The organism is Campylobacter sp. JMF_04 NA10, assembly GCF_027737655.1.
Lineage (GTDB): Bacteria > Campylobacterota > Campylobacteria > Campylobacterales > Campylobacteraceae > Campylobacter_B.
Genome location: NZ_JAOVTZ010000002.1, coordinates 223,782 through 245,759, shown reverse-complemented (window position 1 = coordinate 245,759; position 21,978 = coordinate 223,782). Strand labels below are relative to the sequence as shown.

The window sequence follows — 21,978 nt, the reverse complement described above, 5'->3', positions numbered from 1 at the left end:
TTTGGATTTCAAGGAAAAACTATGTTAGATATTGTAGAGATGATTTTAGGCTATATAATCCCATACGAATTATTTTTATATATGCCGTTTCAGGTTATTTTATTTGTTTTTTTCACATGGTTTTTGATGATAATTTCATTGTTTGGAATTTTAATTTCTGCATTTTTTAAACGAGTTGCATACAAAAAAATACTCATAAAGTTATTAAAAATTACCATGCTTTTTATGTGGTTGAGTTTTATAATTTCATATTGCTATTATTGTGGCTATGTCGCTAGTTACGGAATATCGCAAGTTCATATTTATAAACCTGTTTTTTATCTATTTGGAATTGTAATAGTGAATATTTTAGTTTATTTGTATATGATATCAACGAAATAGTAAAAGAAGCTATTTTATGGTGGGTATCCTTGCCCGCCATAAAGATTAAAAACAATAAATCTAATGCAAAATTTCACAAAATTTGATTATAAATTTTAAAAAATTCATTTTCTTCGTAAAATTTCACCACGGCTTTGTCGATTTTGACTATGCGCGAAAGGTAGGCGTAAAGACCCTCTTTGCGCGTGTAGAGGATTTTTAAGCCATTTAGGCTCGTGGCGCGTGAGAGCGCGACATAGAGCTGGCCGTTGGCAAAAATCCTATCGATATCGCAGGCTAGGTTTTCGATACTCATACCCTGGGATTTGTGGATTGTGATCGCGTAGGCGAGTTTTAGCGGGAATTGATAATACCGCGCGATTAAAAAATCGCTCGCCTCGTCCTCGTCCGCTCTAATCTCGCTGTAATCATACCCCGCGCGCTCGACTCGCACGAAGGCGCCTGATTTTTTGCGCACTACGATAGATTCGATTTCGCCAAAGCCGTTTAGCTCGATATTTTCTACCACGCCACTTTCGCCGTTGTAAAACTCGCCTGATTTATTCATCGTAAAAAGCACTTTTGCGCCGACTTTTAGGCGCAGGGATTGGCTTAAATTTAGCGAATTTAGCCATTTTGAAATTTTATTATCATCGTAAGAGTTTTCGTGGATTTCGCACAGCCCCTCGCACAGATACAGCCTCGAATCTAGCGCACCAAGCCTAGCTTCGTTTATCGCATCGACCTCGGCATTTCGTCCAGAGATTATGGTCGCATCATCATCTAAACTCTCACGCGGAGTGATTAAATTCGCTAAAAATTTGGCTAAATTTTCGCTAATTTTGCCAAGCCTGATTTGCGATAAAATTTCATACAAACTCTCATCGTCCGTGCGCTTAGAACCTAGCATTTCTATGTAGAAAAACTTCATCTCCTCCCATGCGTGCGTGCCAAAGGCATACTCGCTCATACGCAAAAGCGAGCCTTGTTTGCTAGCACTTAGTTCGTCTTTTTTGACGACTGGCGGGAGTTGATAAAAATCTCCCGTTACTAGCAAATGACCGCTAAATTTGGACTTTACGAGGCGATATTCGATCATCTCAAAGACATCAGCGCCGACCATTGAAATCTCATCAAGCACAATTAAATCAGTAATTGAGAGAATTTTGTTGAGTTCAGTTATTTTGGCTTTTTGCGAGCGGTCTAATTTTTTTAGCTCTTCGAAATTTTTGCTAATGCCAAATTTAAAAAAACTATGCAAGGTTACACCGCCGATTTCTACGGCACTAATGCCAGTTGAGCCTAGCACGATGACGATTTTGCCGTGAGTGCGAAACTCTTCGATGACGCCTTTGACGACATAGCTTTTGCCTACACCGCCACCGCCTGTGATAAATACATTTTGTGATTTGAGCTTTTGTGATACGAAATTAATCAAATTTTATCCTGTTTTTTGGCAAAATTATAGCCAAAAATTTTTAAAGGTAGTAGTTTTGAGAAGGCAAATTTTAATATTTATAACATTTATGTGGATTTTGGCTGGTTGTGCCTCACACGCGCCACAAAAATCCAAATTTATCCCCGAAAATCCAGAGGTTTTGGCATTGGAATTTGAGCAAAGTGCGGAAATTTTGCCACCTGTGAGCGCCCAAAGTGTGGCAAGCGGGGAGAATTTTAAGGAAAGGTATTTTCGCGTTTGGGACGCTGAAAAAATCACCGCTAGCCCAAAGGACGCATTTTGGGGGCTAAACTACGCTAAGGGCAGGCATTTTGATCTAGGGGGAAACATCTACCCGCAAGCTGTGTATGATGCCATGCACGAAAATGCGAACAAAAAAGCCCTTGGTAGCGTAAATATCCCAGCAATTACTGTAAAAAACACTCTGCTAAGAAATATTCCAAGCGATATGCCGATTTTCGGCGATCCTAGCGAGCCGGGCGAGGGCGAGCCTTTTGATTATGCGGCAAATTCCGCTCTTGGCGTGGGATATCCGCTTTTTATCTCGCATTTTAGCAAAGACGGCGTCTGGGCGTTCGTGCAAAATGACGGCGTGTGGGGCTGGGTGAGGGCTAGCGATGTGCAAGAAATGGGGATAAACGGCGCTAGCGCGTATAAAAATTCGAAATTTATAGCGATTTTGCAGGATAATGCGCCGATTTATGACGAGAGTAGGCGTGAAATTTTTAGAGCGCGCACGGGGACGATTTTGCCGTATGATTTCGCTGGTGGCGGGCTATATGGTGGCAAGATGATTAGCAAAGAGGGCGTGAGAGCGTATTTTGTGGAGGATAAATTTGCCAGAATTTGGCCAGCCGAGCTTAATAGCGAAAATGCAAAACTAATCAGCGCAAGCCTGATAGGGCAAAAATATGGCTGGGGCGGATACAAATTGCTGCGCGATTGCTCGCTACTGACAAAGGATTTTTTGGCGAATTTTGGGCTTTGGCTCCCAAGGAATTCAAAGGCGCAATCAAAGCGTGGAAGGACATTTTCGCTAGCAAATTTGAGTGCGAGCGAGAAGCTAAATTTGATAAAAACACATGCCAAACCTTATGCGAGCGTGATTTATATGCCAGGGCATGTAATGCTCTATGTAGGCGAGATAGAGGGCGCGCCAGCCGTGCTTCACAATGTCTGGGGGCTAAGGCGTATGAATAAAGAGCGCGCGGTGATTGGCAAAACGGCGATTACCTCGCTAAGCATAGGCGAGGATAGGGCTGATATCGCAGAAGATAGACTGCTAATCTCGCGTATTAGCGCATTTAGCGTGCTTAGCGAAGATGACGGGGTTAGCATACGAGAACTTTTTGGACTAGAAAAATGAGATCGAAACTTTACAATGACAATCTTTTAATCGAAGCCCAAACCCATATTGATAGACTTCATTTAAATATCGCGTGGGAGCGGTTTTGTGAATTTTACAAAAAGGCTGGCGCGATACGCAAAAACGATGAGTATTTGCTAGGGCTTTTTGGGGCGTGTTTGGGATATCTGCCTGATGAGGGTATGAAATTTATGGATTATGGTGCGCATATCATAGATGAGGGCAGGGTCATAGGAATAATCGAAATTTTAAACGAGGAAAACCCTGATAAAAATTTGGTTATTCCAAGGGCGTTTGCTAGGCTTGGCGAGCATGAGGAGGCCAGATATCTCATCATCACAGATAAAAAAATTTTGAGATTTTACCTAGATTACGAAGCGCAGTGGCAGAGCTTTTATTTTGAAGATTTGGACTTTTTGGAATTTTGCAAATTTTACGCACTGCTAAATTACAACGCCCTAAAATCCGGTATCCCAGTGACGATGAGGGAGCGCACGGCGTATCGCGAACAAGACATTTCTAGCAAACTTTACCGAAATTTTAAAATTTTTCGTATGTCGCTTTTCGAGGATATGTGTATCCAAAACGAGAGCTTAAATCATCTTTTGCTAAGCGAGGCGTTAAACAAGCTTTGCGATAGGATAATTTTCGCGATTTATGCTTCGCATAACGAGCTTTTGCCAAGTGGAGCGCTAGAAAGCGTGCAAACATACGAGGAGTTAAAAAGCCTTTTTGCGCTTATTCACACGGGGGAGCAGGGCGTGGTAAAATTTAATGGCGATTTGTTCGCGCCTGATTTGCTTTTAGATAATCTTAAAATTAGCGATTTGGCATTGGAGTTAAATTTGATTTCCAAATACGATTACAAACTCGATGTTACGCCAGATATGCTCTCATACATACTATCGCAAATTTACAATTTTGAAGAAATTTTTCAAAAAAATTAAATTTTAAAATTTAAAATTTCTTGCAGAATAAATTCTGCAAGAAATTAGTATTAAATTAAGGCAGGAGCTACTAAGAAGCCTAACGCTACTGATAGCGCGACCATGATAGTTCCTGGGATGAAGAAGCTGTGATTGAATACATATTTTCCAACTCTTGTTGTGCCTGTATCGTCCATAGCGATAGCACCCAAAGTTGTAGGATATGTAGGTAATACGAAAAGACCTGATACAGCAGCAAAAGAAGCAACCAAAACCCAAACTTGTCCAGCTGTCTCTGGGCTAGTCATACCAAGTGCTAATGCAACTGCTGGCATCATAACTTTTGTAGTTGCAGCTTGTGAATATAGCAAGCAGCTTAGGAAATATAAAACGATAGCTAGAACAAATGGATAGTTGCTAACGATATTTTTCGCTACATCTTTGAAAAGATCGATGTGGCCATTAACAAATGTAGTTCCAAGCCATGCGATACCTACGACGCAGATACAAGCACTCATACCGCTTTGGAAAGTGTTTGCTTGTAATAGTTTGCCTGTATCGACTTTGCACAAAACTGTGATAAAAAAGCCGATTGTAAGCATAAAGCTAATAATAGCAGCGTCGCGAGAAAGGATTGGTTTTTCGACCAAACCAACGCTTTTTGAGATAGCAAGAGCGTAAGCAACGACAATCAAAACACCGATAGCAAAAATAGCAACTGAGCGTTTTGCAAATGGTTTTGGCTCAGCGTATTCTGTAACTTTAACCTCTGCAACTAAGCCTTTTGCTAATCTTTCTTGATAGATTGGATCTGATGAAAGGTCTAGTTTGAAAAATGTATTTACAATAATCGCTGTAACAATCATAGCAACAAATGTTGTTGAAATACAAATGAAAAGTAGTTTTGGATAGCTTACACCTAGTGGCTCAACAACACCTGTCATAGCTACGAACGCAGCTGAAATAGGTGAAGCTGTAATAGCGACTTGGCTTGATACAACTGAAAGCGCTAGTGGTGCGCTTGGTTTGATGTTTTGACCCTTAGCAACCTCTACGATAACTGGAATCATAGAAAACGCAGTGTGACCAGTACCAGCTAGGATTGTTAGCATATAAGTAACAGTCGGAGCTAGGATATTGATTTGTTTTGGGTGTTTGCGCAAAATTCTAGACGCAATCTGAACCAAATAATCCAAACCACCTGCAACTTGCATAGCAGCAATCGCTGAAATAACTGATGCGATGATCAAAATAACATCTACTGGAATATCTTTGAATTCCACCTTCATACCGATAATCGCCATAACGACGATACCTAAACCACCGGCGTATCCGACGCCCATGCCGCCTAAGCGAACGCCTAGGTAAATACCAGCTAGCAATACGGCTAGTTGGACAAATAGCATAATATCCATGCAAGACTCCTTTGAAAATTCAAAACTCTAAATTAGGGGTAGGTCAAAATTTGACCTACCACGATAAAATTTATTTACCTGTTTTTTTCATGCCAGGATTTAGCATGTTTTTAGGATCTAAAATTTTATCGATTTCTTCTTTTGTTAAATAACCGCGCTCTAAGCAGATATCGCCGACTGCTTTACCAGTTTGCAACGCCTCTTTTGCGATACTTGCTGATTTTTCATAACCTAAAATTGGGTTAAACGCAGTTACGATACCGACTGAGTTTAGCACTGATTTTAAGCAAGCTTCTGGATTTGCAGTTAGTTTTTTGATAGCTTTGTCGCTTAGTGTTTTAACTGCGTTTTCCAAGATTACGATTGAGTTAAATAGATTATAAGCAATGCCTGGTTCGAAAGCATTTAGTTCGAAATCGCCTCTTTCAGAGCATAGCATGATAGATACATCATTGCCGATGACTTCGTAGCATGCCTCGCCTACAACTTCGCAAATTACAGGATTTACCTTACCTGGCATGATTGAGCTACCTGGTTGCATTTGTGGTAGGTTGATTTCGCCTAGACCGCATCTTGGGCCTGAATTCATTAGGCGTAAGTCGTTGATGATTTTGCTGATTCTTACAGCAGCTGTTTTTAGTGCGCCAGATACATGCACGAAATCGCCTGTATCTTGTGTAGCTGCGATGAAATCCTCAGCTGGTTTGAACTCAACGCCAGTGATTTGGCTTAGGTGTTTTTCTACTACAAATTTATAATCTGGGTGGCAGTTGATACCTGTGCCGATCGCAGTTGCGCCCATATTTAAAAAGCTCATTGACTCTCTTGCAGCTTTGATTTTTGCTATATCGCTTTTAATGTAGCTTGCAAAAGCGTGGAAGGTGTTGCCAAGTGTAGTTGGGACAGCGTCTTCAAGCTCTGTTCTACCCATTTTGATGATATCTTTGAAAGCCTCAGCTTTTTTCTCTAATTCGCCTTTTAGCTCTTCCATAGCAGCTAGCAAATCTGTAAGTTTAGCATAAGCTGCGACTTTGATTGAGCTAGGGTATGTATCGTTTGTGCTTTGGCCTAGGTTTGTGTGATCGTTTGGATGAATGAATTGATATTCGCCTTTGGCATGACCTTGAATTTCAAGAGCGACATTTGTCAAAACCTCATTGACATTCATATTTGTGCTAGTTCCTGCGCCGCCTTGGATCATATCTACTACGAATTGATCTGCGAATTCGCCTGCGATAACTTTGTCGCAAGCTGCTACAAGCGCATCAGCAATCTCTGGTTTTAAAACGCCCAATTCTTTGTTTGAAAGTGCTGCTGCTTTTTTGATTTGTGCAAATGCTTTTACAAAAAATGGATAATCGCCAAGTTTGCGACCTGTCATTTTGAAATTGTCCAAAGCTCTGAAAGTCTGAACGCCATAATATTTGTCGTTAGGAATTTCAAGCTCACCTATAAAATCGTGTTCTTTTCTAGTTTCCATCACTAGTCCTTTCTGAAAGAATTTGTGTGATTGTAATACTAAATACCTAAAAACAATCTTAAATTTTCGTTAAAATGTTACTTTAACTTTAAAACTTTATAATTTTTAGTTTTATTTTAAGATTTTTTTAAATTTAGCGATTTTTTCGCTTGATATGAAGTATATAAAGCGCAGAAAGAAGCAGGACAAATCCCAATAAAAAAAAGGTAATTATATGCAACTTTTCCTTAATTAATTCTTGATTTTCGCCGATAAAATATCCAAGTAGCATTAAAATCAACACCCAAATCCCAGCACCAAGTGCAGTAAATGTGCAAAACCGCGCTAAATTCATCTTCGCAAGACCTGCTGGCAGGCTGATGTATTGGCGGATACCTGGGATTAGTCTGCAATTAAATGTAGAAATTTCGCCGTGTTTGTTGAAAAATGCTTCAAATTTAGCGAATTTTTCGTTTGTTACGCCGATGAATTTGCCAAATTTATCAATAAATTTGCGCCCGAAAAAATAGCACAAATAGTAGTTAAACACAGCCCCAGCCACGCTCCCTGCTAGCCCGCATGCAAATGCTATGGCAAAGCTCATTTCGCCCTTACTAGCGAGGTATCCTGCTGGAATCATCACGACTTCGCTTGGAAACGGGAAAAAACTGCTTTCTAAAAACATCATCGCAAAAATGCCGAAATATCCCCACGCTGCGACGAATTCTACGATAAAATTTACGATTGATGTAAGCACGAATTTCCCTTAAATTTGAAATTTAGAATTTGCGCGAAACTTAAATTTTATTAAATTCCGCGCATTAAATTGAAATTTTTATTTTGCGTATTCTACTGTCTGTTTGCTAAATAGCTCGTTTGCGATATCGTCGATTTTTTTGTTTAGTTTGCTTGGCGCAATTTGAGCTTTTATCATCTCTTTTACTTTGTCAAATTCCACAGGAGCGGCCTCTTTCAGGTCTTCTTTGTAGATGACATGATAGCCAAATTGAGTTTTCACAGGGGTTTTGCTAATCTCACCTTTATTTAGCGCCCACGCAGCCTCTTCGAACTCGCTTACCATCATACCTTTGCCAAATGAGCCCAAATCGCCGCCGTTTTCTTTGGCGCTTGGATCTGTTGAAATTTCTTTGGCAAGTTTGTTGAATTCGGCTTTTAATTTGTCTTTGCTGACTTTTTCTAGCTTAGCGATAGCGTCTTTTGCCTCTTTTTCATCTTTTAGCAAAATGTGGCTAGCTACGACGCTTTCTGGTTGCATGAAGCTGTCTTTGTTGTCATCGTAGATTTTTTTGGCCTCTTCGTCGGTTACTTTGACATCTTTTGTTTGCTCTTGTTGCCACAAAGCAAAGGCGATTTCATCTTTTGCAAGTTCGACTTGTTTTTTGTATTCTTCACTATTTACGATACCGCTTTTTTTAGCCTCGGCAATCATAAGTTTAAATTTAATCATTTGATCGATTAGTTGTTTTTTGTCCTCATCGCTTGGGGTAGCGTGTGGGTTTTGAGCGAAAACTGGTGCGATATCCTCGTCTGTAACCGTGATATCTGTGCCTTTGACACTAGCTAGCACGCCAGCATTTAACGAAAGTGCCATAGCGGCGACGAAACTGATTGATAAGAATTTTTTCATTTTTTTCCTTTTTTGAAAATTTTTGCGCGCATTATAAAAAAAGATTGTAAATATATGCGTAATATGATAAAAAATGCGAAATTTAGCCTACGAATTCGTAGGCTAAATTTGGATTAAAACGACGGAACAATCGCGCCTTTGTATTTTTCCTCGATAAATTTTTTCACACTTTCGCTTTGAAGTGCGCTATCAAGGGCTTTGATTTTTGGTAGGTTTTCATTGCCTTCTTTGACGACGACGATGTTTGTGTATGGGTTGCCGACTGCTTTTTCGATGAAAAGCGAGTCTTTAACTGGGTTTAAATCCGCGTTGAAAGCGAAATTTGAGTTGATTACAGCGATATCGACATCATCAAGTGTGCGAGGCAAATTTGGACCTTCAAGCTCTAAAATTTGGATATTTTTAGGATTTTTGGTTACATCTAGGGCTGTGCGAAGCTCTACATCTTTATTAACCTCGATTAATCCTGCATCCACAAGCACATCAAGAGCGCGAGATTCGTTTGTAGGGTCGTTTGGCACAGCTACTTTGGCGCCGTCTTTTAGATCTTTTAGATCTGTGATTTTTTTGCTATAAATTCCCATCGGTTCTAAATGCACGCCAACTGTTGTTTTGAGTTTTGTACCATTTTTGGCGTTAAATTCCACTAAATATGGCTCGTGTTGAAAATAGTTCGCATCCACACTGCCGTCATCTGTGGCTAAATTTGGAGTAACATAGTCATTGAAAACTTTGACTTCGAGCTCGTATCCAGCGGCTTTTAGCTCTGGCGCGATATGCTCTAAAATCTCAGCATGTGGCACAGGAGTAGCTGCGACAACTAATTTTTCTGCCAAGGCAAAACTTACAACGCTTGCACTAAGAAGTGTAGTTAGAAATAATTTTTTCATTTCTTTCCTTTGATGAGAATTTAAAAAGGTCGATTTTATCATAAAATTTAGGCGCAAAATACAACAATTATTAAATTTATATGTAAATTTGTATTTGAAATTTCACTTCTAAATAATAATTTTTATTAAGTAGAGTTTAATGAGCTTTTGGTTATCATAAATTTTGAATTTTTGATAAAGGAGAGAGTATGAGACAATACGAAACATACAAATGCGACAAATGCGGCTGTGAAGTCGAAGTGCAAAAAGTAGGCGAGGGCGCAGTTTTGACATGCTGTGGAGAGCCGATGAAATGCATCACAGAGGATTTGACACAGGTAAATTTGATGAAGGCGTTTGCTGGCGAATCACAAGCTAGAAACAAATACGATCTTTACGGCGATTTAGCCAAAGAAGCTGGTTTTCACGCTATCGCGCGCCACTTTTACGAAGCAGCAGAAAATGAAAAATGGCACGCAAGAGCCGAGCTTAAAGCTCACCACGCAGCAGCCGGAATTTCGCTAGATAAAATGGATAAAAACCTAATCGACGCCGCAGCAGGCGAGAGATACGAGCATGAGAGCATGTATCCTGCGTTTGCGCAAATCGCCACAGAAGAGGGCAAAAAAGAGGTCGCAAGGCTATTTAATGCTATCGGCAAGGTCGAAGTCGAACACGAACGCGAATACAACGAGCTTCAAAAAATCTTGCTTGAAGAGGGATTTTTCGAAAGTTTTGATGAAGAAGTTTGGGTTTGCGAAGTGTGCGGTCATGTGCATCGTGGCAAGAAGGCCCCAGGCGCATGTCCTTTATGCAAGGCTCCAAAAGAGTATTTCAAAAAACAAAGATTAGTTTAATCTTTCAAATTTTGGCGTCAAATTCGGCGCCAAAATTTTTAAAAATTTCATTGAAATTTGAGCTAAATTTACACCGTTAGCCTTTATATATTTATCATAAACTTAAATTTCGTGCAAGTAAATTAAAATAAGAACCAAGCCAGAAACAGCTATCTTTTGTTAAATTTTGTTCGCACTCATTTACATATTGTTCAAATAATTTTTTGTTGGTATTGCTTATATTTTTGTTTGAATTATCAAAATTTGTCATATTTTCTACGCTTTCTGCCATCGTAAAATTTACGCTTAACCAAAATGCGCACAGTATCACAAAAAATAATCTTTTCATTTTTTTCCTTTATTTGAAAATTTATTTATAATCTTTTTTTAATGTCTCACAAGCTTTATTAAAGCCACCATTACAAGCAATTTCAAATAGCTCTTTTGCTTTTTGATTGTCTTGTTTCACACCCAAACCTTTTTTGTAATAAATACCCAAATAGGCACAACTGAAAAAATTTTTATTTTCACAACCTATATTTACCAACTCAACAGCTTTTTGATAATCTTTGCTTAAATTATATAATTGTGCCGACCATACACAATCATCATATATTCCGTTAATGCAAGATTTTTGAAAATATTTCATTGATAAATTTTCATCTTTTAATATGTCATCAGAGCCGTTTTGATAAATATTGCCCAAAATAGAGCAAGATTGACTTATATTGTTATTGCAACTTTTTTTAAAATAATCCATAGCTAAATTTACATTTTTTTCAACCCCAAAGCCGTTATAGTATAGTTTTGCAAGCACATGTGAAGCCGTTGGCTCACCTAAATCATAATTTTTTTTCGCATAAATGAACGCTTTATCGTAATCTTGATTTCTTAAAAATTTAGCTATTAATTTATCGCAATAATATTCTGAGTTTAAATCGCAGGATTTTTGAATATAAAAGTCGGCTTTGTCGGTTATGTTTTGATCGATGTAAATTTGAGCCAAAATTTCACACGATTTGCTTTCATTTTTCTCACAATTTTTTTCTAAAATTTCCGTGCTTTGAAATTTTTGACTTAATTTTTTGTCTAAATTTTCCCCAAACAGAGCAGTATTTAAACCAAAAATCAAAAATAATAAAATTAAAATTTTGTGTTTCATAATTTTCCTTTAAATTTCAAATTTACGCCACTTTTTTGCTGTGACTTTTACTTTTCTTAGCGTTATTTTCTTCCATAGTTTTCTCTTTCTTTGTATTTTTCCATAGCTTCTATGCTACATTTTACTGGATTTATATCGTTTGTATTTTTTATACACTCGTCTATTTTTTTTGACATAAAGCAGGTTTCTTTTTTTATTATTTCATTGCTTTGTCCTAAATTTTCACATGCTATCTGCGCCACTTCTTTTGCTCGTTTTAAATTTCCCCTAGCATATACATCGAACTTGTAAAGCTCATAACAATATGCTGGTCTGCCATTTTTGCAAGCCTTGTATAATAACGAAACAGACTCTTCTCTTCTATCGAAATCAACATTTAAAATTCGTCCATATTCTCCACAATAATTCATATTGTTTTTTTTACAACCAAGCTTTAATTTTTCTAACATTTCAACGCAAGAGCCATACGCTCCATTACCATTATTACACTCTTTGCTTAAATTTATAATAGTTTTATCATCGATATTGTGGTTTAGAATATCAGCATTACAAAAAAATAAACATACAAATACTAATATAATTTTTTTCATTTTTTTTCTCCAAATATATCTTGATAAATTTTTGGTAATTTTTTGTTTGGGTTACAAGTTTTATGATTTTTTAAACACTCTGATAATTTATCACTAATAACGCAAAATTGTTGAGAATTTTCTAATTTACTATCACAAATTTTTTGTGAAGCGAATTTAATACGCTCTGAATTTCCACTAAATAATAAATCATTAAATATCAATTCTATACAAGCTTCTACTACTCCTACATCACAAGCTTTCTTCAATGGGATAATAGCTTCTTCAATTCTATATTCACTAGTAAGAAATGAACCGAAATTTCTGCAACCACAAAAGTTATTATTTTCACACTCTCTTTTTAAAATTTTTTCCAATTTTAAACAATAGCTATGTTTTTTACTTTTTACAAAACACTCGTTAAACAACTCTTTTTGCTCGTCTGTTTGCAACGATTTTTCATTGAGCGTAGTTGAGTATAAAAAAGAAAGAAAAAATATAAAAATTAATAAAAACTTCATTTTCATCCTTTTAAATTTTTAAATTTAAGCAACTAAAACATCAAATTCGCCAAGCTCTTTTAGTTCGCCATTTTGCCCAAATCTCCATATATCCAATATATCTGTAATTTTTGGCATAAATTTCTCCTTAGTTCAATTTAAATTTGTTATCGATTACTACATAATCATTAATTTTGTCACAAGCAACTTTATATTTTAATTCGCAAGCTTTTTTGTATGCATTAAAGGCAGAGATATAGCGCTCTTCCCCTTCATAAATTTTCCCTGTATTATAAAAACAAATTTCATCATTATTACATCCTTGTCGCATATATGCTTTTGCTACATTAAAACAAGCATTACTATTTTTTTCTACATTACACTGATTTTTGTCTTTATTTAAATCTAAAATTTTAGTATCTACTTTATCGTTTTCAAAAAATTTTATATGATTGACATTACAAGCCTTTTTATATCCGTTTTCGCAAGCAATTTTTATAGCGTTATTTGGCGTATTGTTATTTTCGTTTGCTTTGCCGTATAAATAACAAGCTTCGTTGTTTCCCAATTCGCATGCTTTGTAAAAATACACAAACCATGAATAAAAACAAGCTCGTCCTATCGAGGCTTTGTGACATGCTCTTTCGTATAATTCCAAAGCTTTTTCACTATCTTTGGCAACAATTTTGCCTTTTCGGTAAAAAATCCCCATTATAAAGCAACCGCGACTTTCTCTTTCGTTGCAGTTTTGTTTTGCACGCTCAAAAGCTTTCGTATCATCGCCTACATTTTCTACCACATTAACATAGGCGCTATCCAAACATGCTATGTTGTCACCATTGTTACATTTGCTCTCATAAATATCATATGCTTTTTGCATATATTTTTTCCTCATTTGTTCATCGTTAGCATAAAATTCTTGCGGTATTTCAATACACACTTTTGCGTCATTATTTTTACATTTTTGATTTTTGATATTAAAATTTGAATTTTGATTAAAATTCGACATATTTTCTACACTTTCTGCCATCGTAAAATTTACGCTTAACCAAAATGCGCACAGTATCATCAAAAATAGTCTTTTCATTTTTATCCTTTATTTGAAATTTGCAAATTTAAACCTACGAAGCAAGTAAATTTAAATTTGCAAATTCATCATCGAGCGCTAAATCAATCGCGCTGTATTCGATATGCGCCACAGAGTGCAGAAATAGGGCGTTTTTATCGACATTTTGCTTTTTTAAATTTTTGTTTTGGATTTTTATGTCTTTGACCTGTGAAATTTGGGCGAATTTTGCATAGCTAGGATTTTCGAGTGGTTTTGGCTCAAAATTTTGCTCAAATTCTACTTCGTTTTTGCAAAATTTTGCGTAAAATTTTGCAAATTTTTCTATTTTTTGGCTAGGACTGCCAGCATTTAAAATTTCCCAAATTTCTGCGTGAAAACTCATTTTAACCCCCAAATTTACGCCATACCAGCTTCTACTAAAAAGCAGCTTGGCTGATAGTTTATTTTGCGAATTTTATCAAATTTCGCGTAGCTTAGATAGAGCTCATTTCGCGCCCTAGTAACCGCGACATAAAATAGTCGTCGCTCCTCATCTAGGCTGCCACCCATGCCCATTAGCTTCAAATTCGGAAAGCGGTTTTGCGCCAAATCCACCAAAAACACGCTATCAAACTCCAAACCCTTGCTAGCATGCACGCTTAGCAGATTTACGCCCTCGCCCTCGCTCATTTCCTTCGCGCCAAGTGTGATGAAGTTATAAAAACTCCCCGCGTCCTTGTATTTGCTCGCAATCCCGCCTAAAATCGCTACTTTGTTGTAAATTTTCTCATTTTCGTTCGTTTTGCGATCGAGATCGATTTTGCCGTTTTTGAGCGTGGCTCTGTGAGTGGCGATATTATCGGCGATTATGGCAAAAAGCTTGGAGGATTTTATCAAATTTACTAGCTCGCCAGCGCCGAAATTCGGGCGAAATTTATCAAATAGCGTGTATAGCTCGTGCAAAATCACAGCCGCGCTTTCGTTTAGTTTGTTGTATTTTAGCACTGGATTTTTGGCGAAATTTTCGCTAAATCCAAGCGTGCTAAATCGCTCCAAACTCGCCTGCAAATCCATATCATCAAAAAGTCCTAGCTGATAATTTCGCTTTTTTTGCTCGTAAATTTTCGCGCTCATATCAGGGTGCAAAAAGCCATTTTTGATATTTCCGCCACCAAGCGTGATTAGCGCGTCGAAAATCTCCTTGCTAGTGGCGTTTCCTATGCCTTTGGCATACTCTAAAATCCCAAGAAATGCCATCATATCCTTTGGGTTTATCAGTGCGCCGAAAATATCCATAAACGCCTTTATTTCGCGACTTTCGAAAAAGCTCGTGCTGCCTTTGCGCTTCGCACCGATTCCTAGCTCTTTGAGCGCGACTTCGATCCCGTCAGCCGATGAGTTGTTGCGAAAAATCACAGCAAAACTCTCAGGCGCGCGCCCGCTTTGCTTGATTTGCTGTGCGATATGGCCGTATTGCGACATAATCTCATCATAAACATGCAGTTTTGGTGCGCTAAATTTGCCCGTGCGCCCCACGACTAACTTTTTGTCATACAGGCGCGGATTGTTTGAAATGACCTTGTTTGCAAGGGCTAAAATTTGGCTAGATGAGCGGTAATTTATGTTTAGCGTGTAAATTTTCGCGTCGCTAAAACGGGTGCCAAAAGAGCCGATTATATCGATATTCGCGCCGTTAAAGGCATAAATGCTCTGGTCGAAATCGCCCACGCAAAAAAGGCTTTTTGTCCTAAATGCGTCGATTAGTGAGCCTTGAAGCGAGTTGGTATCTTGATACTCATCGACTAAAATTTCATCATAGTATAGTGGCGCGCCCTTGCGCAGTTCGTGGCGCATTTTAAGCAGTATGTCGTTAAAATCGGCGTAGTTAAAGCGGGCTTTTTCTTCTTCAAATTCACGCAAAATATCCTCGTAAATTTCGCTAAATTCAGCCTGATCTTCGAAATTTCTAGCAAACCACGAGCCAAAACTCTCGCCTGTTTGTTTGTTTTGAAATAGCGAGTATATGTCGTATAAATACGCACCGCCATACGGCCTAGTATCGCTGATATGGTAAAATTTGCGATTTTCTACGATACTTTTTAAAAGCGTTTTTAACTCGCTTGGCTGCTTTAAAATCACACCCTTGCCAAGCTCGCGCAAAAGTGCGTAAGATACCGCGTGGAAAGTGCCTGCGGTGATTTTGGCGGTGATTTTTTTGTCAAAATAGCGATTTAGCCTCGCAATCATTTCGCTAGCTGCCTTGTTTGTGAAGGTTAGAAGCAAAATTTTGCTTGGATTTACGCCAAGGTGCAGTAAATGCGCAATGCGCGCTACAATGGTGCTAGTCTTGCCTGTGCCTGCGCTTGCGATTACGAGATTGTGGCCAAAGGGCGCAGTCGCGGCGGAGTATTGTTCTTGGTTTAAATTTGATATTGCGTTCAAAATTTTCCTTTAAAATCGTAGATTATAGCCTAAATTTATTATAAAAAAATTAGCCCTGCGCCTAAAATTTGGCACAAATTTGGGCGTGAAATTTAACCAAAATTTGCAAAATTTAAAATTTAACCAAAATTTGCAAAATTTAAAATTTAACCAAAATTTGCGAATTTTAAAATTTAGCCTAAATTTAGCGCGCGAAATTTAGCGCGAAATTTAGCCCAAACTCACGCGCCCATTTCTTTTAGCTTTTTTATCCGTGATTGCAGGCTAGGGTGCGTGGCGAAAAGCCCAGAAAATGCGGGCAAGAAAAACATGTGCGCGCAGGCTCTGGCGTTTGTGTTTTTGATATGAAAATTTGCGAAATTTTTTAGTGGATTTGCGCGAAAATTTCGCATTTCATCTGTGTTTATACTGCCTCTTTGGCGCGTTTTTGAGGAAAAATATCTGTTTAAATTCGGCTTTTCTTCATTTTTTGGGGCTTTAAAATCCTTTTTGCCAATTCCGTCATGATAGGCTTTGTTGAATTTTTGTATCATAAAAAGCTTATCAAGCGCCTTTTTGATACCCAAAGGATTGCGCGTGTATTTGGCTGCGCTAGCGTCTGCTAAAAACTCTTTTTGCCTAGAAATCGCGCTTTGGATAAGTTCGGCAAAAACCTTACCCAAAAGCCCAAGTAGCCAAAATGTAACGCCCACAAGTATGACTATGGCGATCCCGCTTCCTTTGGAGTTTCTGCCACTTCTACCCCTGCCAAATGCCCTTAAAATCTCATATCCGATGAAGCTTAGCGTCCCAAGTGCGCCAATGACGCTAATTAGCCTGATATTTAGCTCGATATCATCGTGAAATGCGTGCGAAAACTCATGCGCGATTACCCCTTGCATTTCGTCTCGGTTAAATGTCCTCATCGCCCCAGCCGTGACGAAAATTGCGATTTTTTCGCTATCTTTGCCGAAATTCTCCCCGCTTGCCATGGCATTTACGCCATTTTCGTTTTTCATGATAAAAACCCGTGGCATGCCTACACGCGAGGCAATCGCCATTTCCTCGATTATGTTAAGCAGAATTTTTTCGGAATTTTTGGCAGTGTGGGGGTGAATTTCTGTGGCGTCAAGCTGCCTTGCAAGGCTAGAAATGTCTGCTGTCTCAAAATAGCGTTTTTTGATATAGCTAAATACAATCACGCAGACTAAAAGCGCGGATAAAAGTAGTGGTAGGGCGTAATCCGCGCCCTCGCCAAGGGTAAAATTTTTGTAATTTAAAAAATCAAAAAATAGCGCGTATGAGAGCCAAAAAACCTGCACCAAAACGCTTGCAAAGACGAAATTTAGCCACGCAACCTTGCTTTTGGCTAGTTTTTGGTGCTCGTTTATGCTGTGAGATAGCGAGGCTGTTTTGCCAAGGAAAATGCGCGTTATGGCAAACAAAACCGCGCTACACGCCAAAACGCATAAATAATACCCGGCCTTTGGCGTGCAGGAAATCTCATTTGCGCTTAAAAAATGGCAAAATTTTTCAGGTAGGTAAAAGAGCGCTAAATTTAGCGCAGACAACGCCTCCACAAAATTTCTCGCTTAAAACTCGATTTTTGGGGCTTTTTGGATATTTTCCTCTTTGAATTCAAGCAGGGCTAAATCTTTGTGAAATTTAGGGAAAAATCCGACTAAAATATTGTTTGGAAAGCTTTGTTTATAGGTGTTAAAGTCCGTTACTGCGTCATTGTAAGACTGCCTAGCAAAGCCGATTTTATTCTCAGTAGAGGTGATTTCCTCGCTTAGTTGTAGCATATTTTCGCTAGCTTTTAGCTCAGGATAGGCTTCGACTTGGATATTTAGCCCATTTAGCGCGCTTTTTAGCTCGTTTTCTGCGCTTGCTAAATTTCGCATATCGCTATCATTTAAGCCGTTTTGTTTGATACTTTCTAGTGCGCTAGTTGCGCGGTTTCTGGCATTTACGACATTTTCTAGGGTTTGTTTTTCATGCGCCATGTATTTTTTGACAACTTCGATTAAATTTGGGATTAGATCATATCTGCGTTTTAGCTGGACATCGATTTGTGCAAAGGCGTTTTTGGCTTCGTTTAAAAGTGCGACAAGTTTGTTGTAAATACCAATGAGAAAAATTCCGACAAGAATTAAAATAGCTAAAATTACTAGCAAAATACTCATTTTTTATCCTTTTATTAAATTTGGCTAAATTTCACGCTAAATTTGGAATTTAGCGTGAAATTTGATTATTTGTTTGCTGCGATTTGCGTAACCAAATCGTAGGTTACTGGGATTTTTTTGTATTGTGGCAAAGATGTAGAAAGCCCGTCGATAATCGCGCCAAAATCGTTAAACAAATAGCTTGCAAGAGCCGCTGGGACGGGGTTGATTTCATTTAGATAGATTTCGTTATTAAACACGAAAAAGTCGCATCTGATGATCGAGCCCTCAAATCCGCTGTTGTAAATTTTAGCAAACGCATCTTTCATCTTATCTGCGATTGAAATGCCCACGGTTTGCTCTGTCACGGTGTTTGGTTGGGTAGTGTCGATGTATTTGCGGCCAAAGTCTAGGAAGTCTTTTTTCACAGGTTGGCCAAATTTTGAAAATACAATCTCGCCACCTATTTTACAACCTGCTAGGCTGTATTCTTTGACATCTTTGACGAAAGGCTCGACGATGACCTCGCTATCTAGCTTAAAGACCTTGTCGATGATTTTATCGAGTTCCATATCGCTATTTACGATACTAGCGCCGATACTGCTACCTAGGTGGGCTGGTTTTATGATGACAGGGTAGTTAAAAGACGGCAGACTCGTGCGCTTCAAAACCGCGTAATTAATCGCCTTAACCCCTGCGTTTTTGGCTAAATTTTTGGTTAAAATTTTATTATGGCTTACAGCACTTGCCTCCAATCTAGGGCCGATTTGTGGAATTTCGTAAAATTCTAAAAGTGAAGCTAGCTTGCCGTCGCAACCATCGCCACCATGGATTGTGTTGATACACACATCGATTTCTAATCTGTTTTTTGAAAACATACCGCTTGTGTAAAATCCGCCATAAGAGAGGGTTAGCTCTTTGACCTTGCTGCCATAAGAAGTTTGAGATGAAAAACCACCCTCAGCAGCGTCTGTGTTGGCAGAGTGAGATCTAGCAAAATTTCTAGCAAAGTAGCTTGCTACCATATTTCCCTCTTCGATTTCGAAAAATCTGCGGTTAGCGTCGCAGTAGATAAAGGCTAAATTTTTGCCTTTTAGTGCGTTTTTTACAGCGATTGCTGTGAGGATACTGACATCGTGCTCGTAGCTTTGTCCGCCAAAAATAATACCATATTTCATAATAACTCCTTTGAGCTCTTTAAAGTGTAATTTAACTCTCGATTTTATAAAATTTATGCTTTATATTCTCTTTTTGCGTGAAAAATTTGAGTAAATTTATAAATTTTATAGATATAATATTTTTATGAAATTTATAGGGTTTGTGAAATTTAGCGTATTTTTGGGCGCATTTTTGCTTTCGTTGTTTTTGATTTTGGATTTTTTATTTCCCCTAAATTTGGCTGGATTAAATAAAGAAAAGTCGTTAGTTTTGTATTCGAGCGAGGGGGAAATTTTAAATATGCAAATCAGCAGTGATGAGATTTGGAGGTTTTATGCCAGTAGTGATGAAATCCCACAGCGTCTAAAACAGAGCGTGGTGCATTTCGAGGACAGGTATTTTTACTACCATTTTGGCGTAAATCCATTTTCGATAGCACGGGCATTTACGCATAATATTTCGCAAAATTTTACGCATAAAAATGCAAATATAGCCAGAGTGGGCGCAAGCACCATTACAATGCAGGTTGCGCGTATGATGAACCCCAAAGAGCGCAGTTACAAAAACAAATTTATCGAAATTTTTAACGCCTTTCAACTCGAATTTCACTACACCAAAGATGAAATTTTGACAATGTATTTCAATCTAGCCCCCTATGGTGGCAATATCGAGGGTGTGGCGAGTGCTAGCTATTTTTATTTTGGCAAAAGCCTAGGTGAGCTTAGCAACGCTCAAATCGCGCTTCTTGCGGTTGTGCCAAAAAACCCGAACAAAAACCGCCTAGACCGCGCGAATTTGGATTTAAATTCGCTAAAAAACAGGCTGATTTCTAGTCTTTATAAGGCAGGAATTTTATCGCTTAGCGAATTTGAACGCGCTAGTAGCGAGAAATTTACCCCCACAAGGCACCCTGCGCCAAATTTCGCTCCGCATTATGCAATGCGCGCCTTTAAAAATGCGAAAAATTTGGGCGTGGTAGGGCGCGCTGGCGCGAGTGAGGCTGTGGGTGCGCGTATGGGCGAAACAGCGAGTAAAACAGCTGGCGTGGCAGAGGGCGTGAGCGAAACAGCTACCGAAACAAAGCGCGCGCGCACAACTTCTGTGGGGGCAAGTTCTGTGGGGGCAAGTTCTGTGGGGGCAAGTTCTGTGGGGGCAAGCCAAAGCGCGCACTCGGCGCAAAACGACGCAAATTTAATCCACTCAAATTTAAACAAAACCTATCAAATCACCCTTGAAAATTTCCTTAAATCAAGGATAAATGACCTAGCCAAATTTGGCGTCAAAAACGGCTCGGCAATCCTAATCGACAACGAAAAAATGGCGGTTGTGGCATACGCAGGTTCGCACGATTTTGGCGGATTTTTGGGGCAAAATGACGGCATAGTCTGGGCGAAAAATGTTGGCTCCACGCTAAAACCATTTATCTACGCAAGAGCCCTTGAAGAGGGGCTTATTACGCCGCGCCGTGAGCTAATCGACGCTCCGATTAGCTTCAAAAACTACTCCCCGCGCAACTACAATCTAGGCTTTATGGGGGTTGTTAGCGCAAATGAGGCGCTCGGATATAGCCTAAATATCCCGGCTTTGAAGCTTTTATTATCCCTTGGCGATGACGGGCTTTATGAGCTTTTGCTTCGTGCAAATCTCGCGCCGTATTCCAAAGAGCATTATGGGCTTGGGCTCGGGCTTGGCGGAATTAGCATAAATTTGCTAAATCTCACTCATCTTTACAGCGTTTTTGCAAACTCTGGCGAGTTAAAACCGCTAGAACTAGCAGGGGCGAAGGTAGGGCAGAGCGCGCAGATACTAAGCCCGCAAAGTGCGTATATCATCACGCAAATGCTAAAAAACGCCCCACGAAGCTATCTTGGCTCTGTGTGGCAAAATACCAAAAACATGCCAGCCCTGATGTTTAAAACCGGCACGAGTGCCGACGGGCGCGACCTTTATACGATTGGCGTAACGCCAAAATTTAGCCTTGGGGTTTGGTTTGGCAATTTCAACGGCGAAAAAACGAGCGATATAAGTGGCGGACTTAGTGCTGCACGCGTGGTTTTTGATATGTTTTCTTATCTTTCAAACACAGGCGCGATAAATGCCGAATTTGCCCGTCCTAGTGGCGTGAGCGAAAAAGAAATTTGCGTTGATTTTTTCGTAGAAAAAGAGTGTAAAAAAATGGTGCGAGATTTGGTGATAGAGAGTGTAACTTTGCGCGATGAGTGCGAATTTTACCGCCCTAGCGAGCTTTTTTATCTTTTGCAAAACGGCATAATCGACGCAAATACGACCAAAAACGGCAGGTGCAAGGATAAATTTGCCCAGATTAGCCCCGCTCTTAGCGATATAGATGGCAAAATTTACGAAGTAGGCGATAGTGGAGAGATAAATCTTAGCGCCTCTTGCACGGCTGTTTTTGGCGATGAAATCTTTATCAGCGTAAATAACAGCCCATACGAAGTGAAAAAAAATGGTGAGAATTTTATGCTAAATTTGAGCCCAGGCGAATATGAGCTTTCGTGTTTGGACGAAAACGCGAATTTTAGCGTGGCGAAATTTAGGGTAAAAAATAGATAAAATAAAAAATAAAAAATAAAAAATTACCAAAATATAAAAATTT

Annotated in this window: 20 protein-coding genes; 4 read left to right on the top strand and 16 right to left on the bottom strand. The window is 38.9% G+C overall.

Annotation, left to right across the window (positions count from 1 at the left end; translation table 11 throughout):
• Positions 1 to 454: 454 nt before the first annotated feature.
• Entirely contained in the window at positions 455 to 1,798 is a 1,344-nt protein-coding gene (locus tag OFO12_RS04135; protein ID WP_270869577.1) for an ATP-dependent DNA helicase, read from the bottom strand.
• A 55-nt stretch (positions 1,799 to 1,853) separates the two neighbouring features.
• On the opposite strand from OFO12_RS04135, the gene OFO12_RS04130 reads away from it, so the two are divergent.
• Positions 1,854 to 3,185, top strand: a complete 1,332-nt coding sequence (locus tag OFO12_RS04130) for an SH3 domain-containing C40 family peptidase (RefSeq protein ID WP_270869576.1) — start codon at positions 1,854 to 1,856, stop codon at positions 3,183 to 3,185.
• The gene (locus OFO12_RS04125) at positions 3,182 to 4,132 is read left to right on the top strand and encodes a hypothetical protein (protein ID WP_270869575.1); all 951 of its coding nucleotides are present in this window, start codon (positions 3,182 to 3,184) and stop codon (positions 4,130 to 4,132) included. The genes OFO12_RS04130 and OFO12_RS04125 overlap by 4 nt, the downstream gene beginning before the upstream one ends.
• Positions 4,133 to 4,182: 50 nt before the next feature.
• Here the strand turns inward: OFO12_RS04125 and OFO12_RS04120 are convergent, their stop codons facing one another.
• From OFO12_RS04120 to OFO12_RS04100, 5 genes are all read right to left on the bottom strand, one after another.
• A complete protein-coding gene (locus OFO12_RS04120; RefSeq protein ID WP_270868255.1) occupies positions 4,183 to 5,526 on the bottom strand; it encodes an anaerobic C4-dicarboxylate transporter in 1,344 nt (447 codons plus the stop codon).
• 70 nt (positions 5,527 to 5,596) lie between these two features.
• Complete coding sequence (locus OFO12_RS04115; RefSeq protein WP_270858973.1) at positions 5,597 to 7,006, bottom strand: aspartate ammonia-lyase; 1,410 nt, start codon at positions 7,004 to 7,006, stop codon at positions 5,597 to 5,599.
• Between the two features lie 133 nt (positions 7,007 to 7,139).
• Entirely contained in the window at positions 7,140 to 7,742 is a 603-nt protein-coding gene (locus OFO12_RS04110) for a DedA family protein (protein WP_270869574.1), read from the bottom strand.
• 78 nt (positions 7,743 to 7,820) lie between these two features.
• Positions 7,821 to 8,633, bottom strand: a complete 813-nt coding sequence (locus OFO12_RS04105) for a peptidylprolyl isomerase (RefSeq protein WP_270858971.1) — start codon at positions 8,631 to 8,633, stop codon at positions 7,821 to 7,823.
• 113 nt (positions 8,634 to 8,746) lie between these two features.
• Positions 8,747 to 9,523, bottom strand: a complete 777-nt coding sequence (locus tag OFO12_RS04100) for a MetQ/NlpA family ABC transporter substrate-binding protein (protein WP_270869573.1) — start codon at positions 9,521 to 9,523, stop codon at positions 8,747 to 8,749.
• A gap of 188 nt (positions 9,524 to 9,711) precedes the next feature.
• Between OFO12_RS04100 and OFO12_RS04095 the strand changes: the two genes are divergently transcribed.
• Positions 9,712 to 10,359, top strand: coding sequence for a ferritin family protein (locus tag OFO12_RS04095; protein WP_270869572.1), 648 nt, complete (start codon positions 9,712 to 9,714; stop codon positions 10,357 to 10,359).
• A 94-nt stretch (positions 10,360 to 10,453) separates the two neighbouring features.
• Here OFO12_RS04095 and OFO12_RS04090 read toward each other — a convergent pair whose 3' ends face one another.
• The 10 genes from OFO12_RS04090 to OFO12_RS04045 all read right to left on the bottom strand — a co-directional run bounded on the left by OFO12_RS04090 (position 10,454) and on the right by OFO12_RS04045 (position 19,381).
• On the bottom strand, positions 10,454 to 10,687 hold the full coding sequence (locus OFO12_RS04090) for a hypothetical protein (protein WP_270869571.1): 234 nt from the start codon (positions 10,685 to 10,687) through the stop codon (positions 10,454 to 10,456).
• Between the two features lie 21 nt (positions 10,688 to 10,708).
• Positions 10,709 to 11,500, bottom strand: coding sequence for a tetratricopeptide repeat protein (locus tag OFO12_RS04085; RefSeq protein WP_270869570.1), 792 nt, complete (start codon positions 11,498 to 11,500; stop codon positions 10,709 to 10,711).
• A gap of 62 nt (positions 11,501 to 11,562) precedes the next feature.
• Positions 11,563 to 12,090: a hypothetical protein gene (locus OFO12_RS04080; RefSeq protein WP_270869569.1), complete on the bottom strand. Its 528-nt coding sequence runs from the start codon at positions 12,088 to 12,090 to the stop codon at positions 11,563 to 11,565.
• Positions 12,087 to 12,590 (bottom strand): hypothetical protein, encoded by a 504-nt coding sequence (locus tag OFO12_RS04075; RefSeq protein ID WP_270869568.1) that lies wholly within the window; start codon positions 12,588 to 12,590, stop codon positions 12,087 to 12,089. The genes OFO12_RS04080 and OFO12_RS04075 overlap by 4 nt, the downstream gene beginning before the upstream one ends.
• Positions 12,591 to 12,717: 127 nt before the next feature.
• Entirely contained in the window at positions 12,718 to 13,656 is a 939-nt protein-coding gene (locus OFO12_RS04070) for a tetratricopeptide repeat protein (RefSeq protein ID WP_270869567.1), read from the bottom strand.
• A 34-nt stretch (positions 13,657 to 13,690) separates the two neighbouring features.
• The gene (locus OFO12_RS04065; protein WP_270869566.1) at positions 13,691 to 14,020 is read right to left on the bottom strand and encodes a DUF455 family protein; all 330 of its coding nucleotides are present in this window, start codon (positions 14,018 to 14,020) and stop codon (positions 13,691 to 13,693) included.
• A 14-nt stretch (positions 14,021 to 14,034) separates the two neighbouring features.
• On the bottom strand, positions 14,035 to 16,059 hold the full coding sequence (locus OFO12_RS04060; RefSeq protein ID WP_442868085.1) for an ATP-dependent helicase: 2,025 nt from the start codon (positions 16,057 to 16,059) through the stop codon (positions 14,035 to 14,037).
• A 221-nt stretch (positions 16,060 to 16,280) separates the two neighbouring features.
• Positions 16,281 to 17,618: a M48 family metalloprotease gene (locus OFO12_RS04055; RefSeq protein ID WP_270869565.1), complete on the bottom strand. Its 1,338-nt coding sequence runs from the start codon at positions 17,616 to 17,618 to the stop codon at positions 16,281 to 16,283.
• 12 nt (positions 17,619 to 17,630) lie between these two features.
• A complete protein-coding gene (locus OFO12_RS04050) occupies positions 17,631 to 18,224 on the bottom strand; it encodes a LemA family protein (protein ID WP_270869564.1) in 594 nt (197 codons plus the stop codon).
• Between the two features lie 65 nt (positions 18,225 to 18,289).
• Positions 18,290 to 19,381, bottom strand: coding sequence for a D-alanine--D-alanine ligase (locus OFO12_RS04045; RefSeq protein ID WP_270858963.1), 1,092 nt, complete (start codon positions 19,379 to 19,381; stop codon positions 18,290 to 18,292).
• Positions 19,382 to 19,505: 124 nt separating this feature from the next.
• Here OFO12_RS04045 and OFO12_RS04040 point away from each other — a divergent pair, with 124 nt between their 5' ends.
• A complete protein-coding gene (locus OFO12_RS04040; protein ID WP_270869563.1) occupies positions 19,506 to 21,935 on the top strand; it encodes a transglycosylase domain-containing protein in 2,430 nt (809 codons plus the stop codon).
• The last annotated feature ends 43 nt before the right edge of the window (positions 21,936 to 21,978 follow it).

What these genes read in the sequence shown, in the direction of transcription:
- OFO12_RS04100 (WP_270869573.1), bottom strand. Translation starts at nt 9,523, where the DNA reads ATGAAAAAATTATTTCTAACTACACTTCTTAGTGCAAGCGTTGTAAGT.
- OFO12_RS04085 (WP_270869570.1), bottom strand. Translation starts at nt 11,500, where the DNA reads ATGAAACACAAAATTTTAATTTTATTATTTTTGATTTTTGGTTTAAAT.
- OFO12_RS04080 (WP_270869569.1), bottom strand. Translation starts at nt 12,090, where the DNA reads ATGAAAAAAATTATATTAGTATTTGTATGTTTATTTTTTTGTAATGCT.
- OFO12_RS04045 (WP_270858963.1), bottom strand. Translation starts at nt 19,381, where the DNA reads ATGAAATATGGTATTATTTTTGGCGGACAAAGCTACGAGCACGATGTC.
- OFO12_RS04050 (WP_270869564.1), bottom strand. Translation starts at nt 18,224, where the DNA reads ATGAGTATTTTGCTAGTAATTTTAGCTATTTTAATTCTTGTCGGAATT.
- OFO12_RS04095 (WP_270869572.1), top strand. Translation starts at nt 9,712, where the DNA reads ATGAGACAATACGAAACATACAAATGCGACAAATGCGGCTGTGAAGTC.
- OFO12_RS04070 (WP_270869567.1), bottom strand. Translation starts at nt 13,656, where the DNA reads ATGAAAAGACTATTTTTGATGATACTGTGCGCATTTTGGTTAAGCGTA.
- OFO12_RS04120 (WP_270868255.1), bottom strand. Translation starts at nt 5,526, where the DNA reads ATGGATATTATGCTATTTGTCCAACTAGCCGTATTGCTAGCTGGTATT.
- OFO12_RS04105 (WP_270858971.1), bottom strand. Translation starts at nt 8,633, where the DNA reads ATGAAAAAATTCTTATCAATCAGTTTCGTCGCCGCTATGGCACTTTCG.
- OFO12_RS04090 (WP_270869571.1), bottom strand. Translation starts at nt 10,687, where the DNA reads ATGAAAAGATTATTTTTTGTGATACTGTGCGCATTTTGGTTAAGCGTA.
- OFO12_RS04065 (WP_270869566.1), bottom strand. Translation starts at nt 14,020, where the DNA reads ATGAGTTTTCACGCAGAAATTTGGGAAATTTTAAATGCTGGCAGTCCT.
- OFO12_RS04075 (WP_270869568.1), bottom strand. Translation starts at nt 12,590, where the DNA reads ATGAAGTTTTTATTAATTTTTATATTTTTTCTTTCTTTTTTATACTCA.
- OFO12_RS04125 (WP_270869575.1), top strand. Translation starts at nt 3,182, where the DNA reads ATGAGATCGAAACTTTACAATGACAATCTTTTAATCGAAGCCCAAACC.
- OFO12_RS04040 (WP_270869563.1), top strand. Translation starts at nt 19,506, where the DNA reads ATGAAATTTATAGGGTTTGTGAAATTTAGCGTATTTTTGGGCGCATTT.
- OFO12_RS04115 (WP_270858973.1), bottom strand. Translation starts at nt 7,006, where the DNA reads ATGGAAACTAGAAAAGAACACGATTTTATAGGTGAGCTTGAAATTCCT.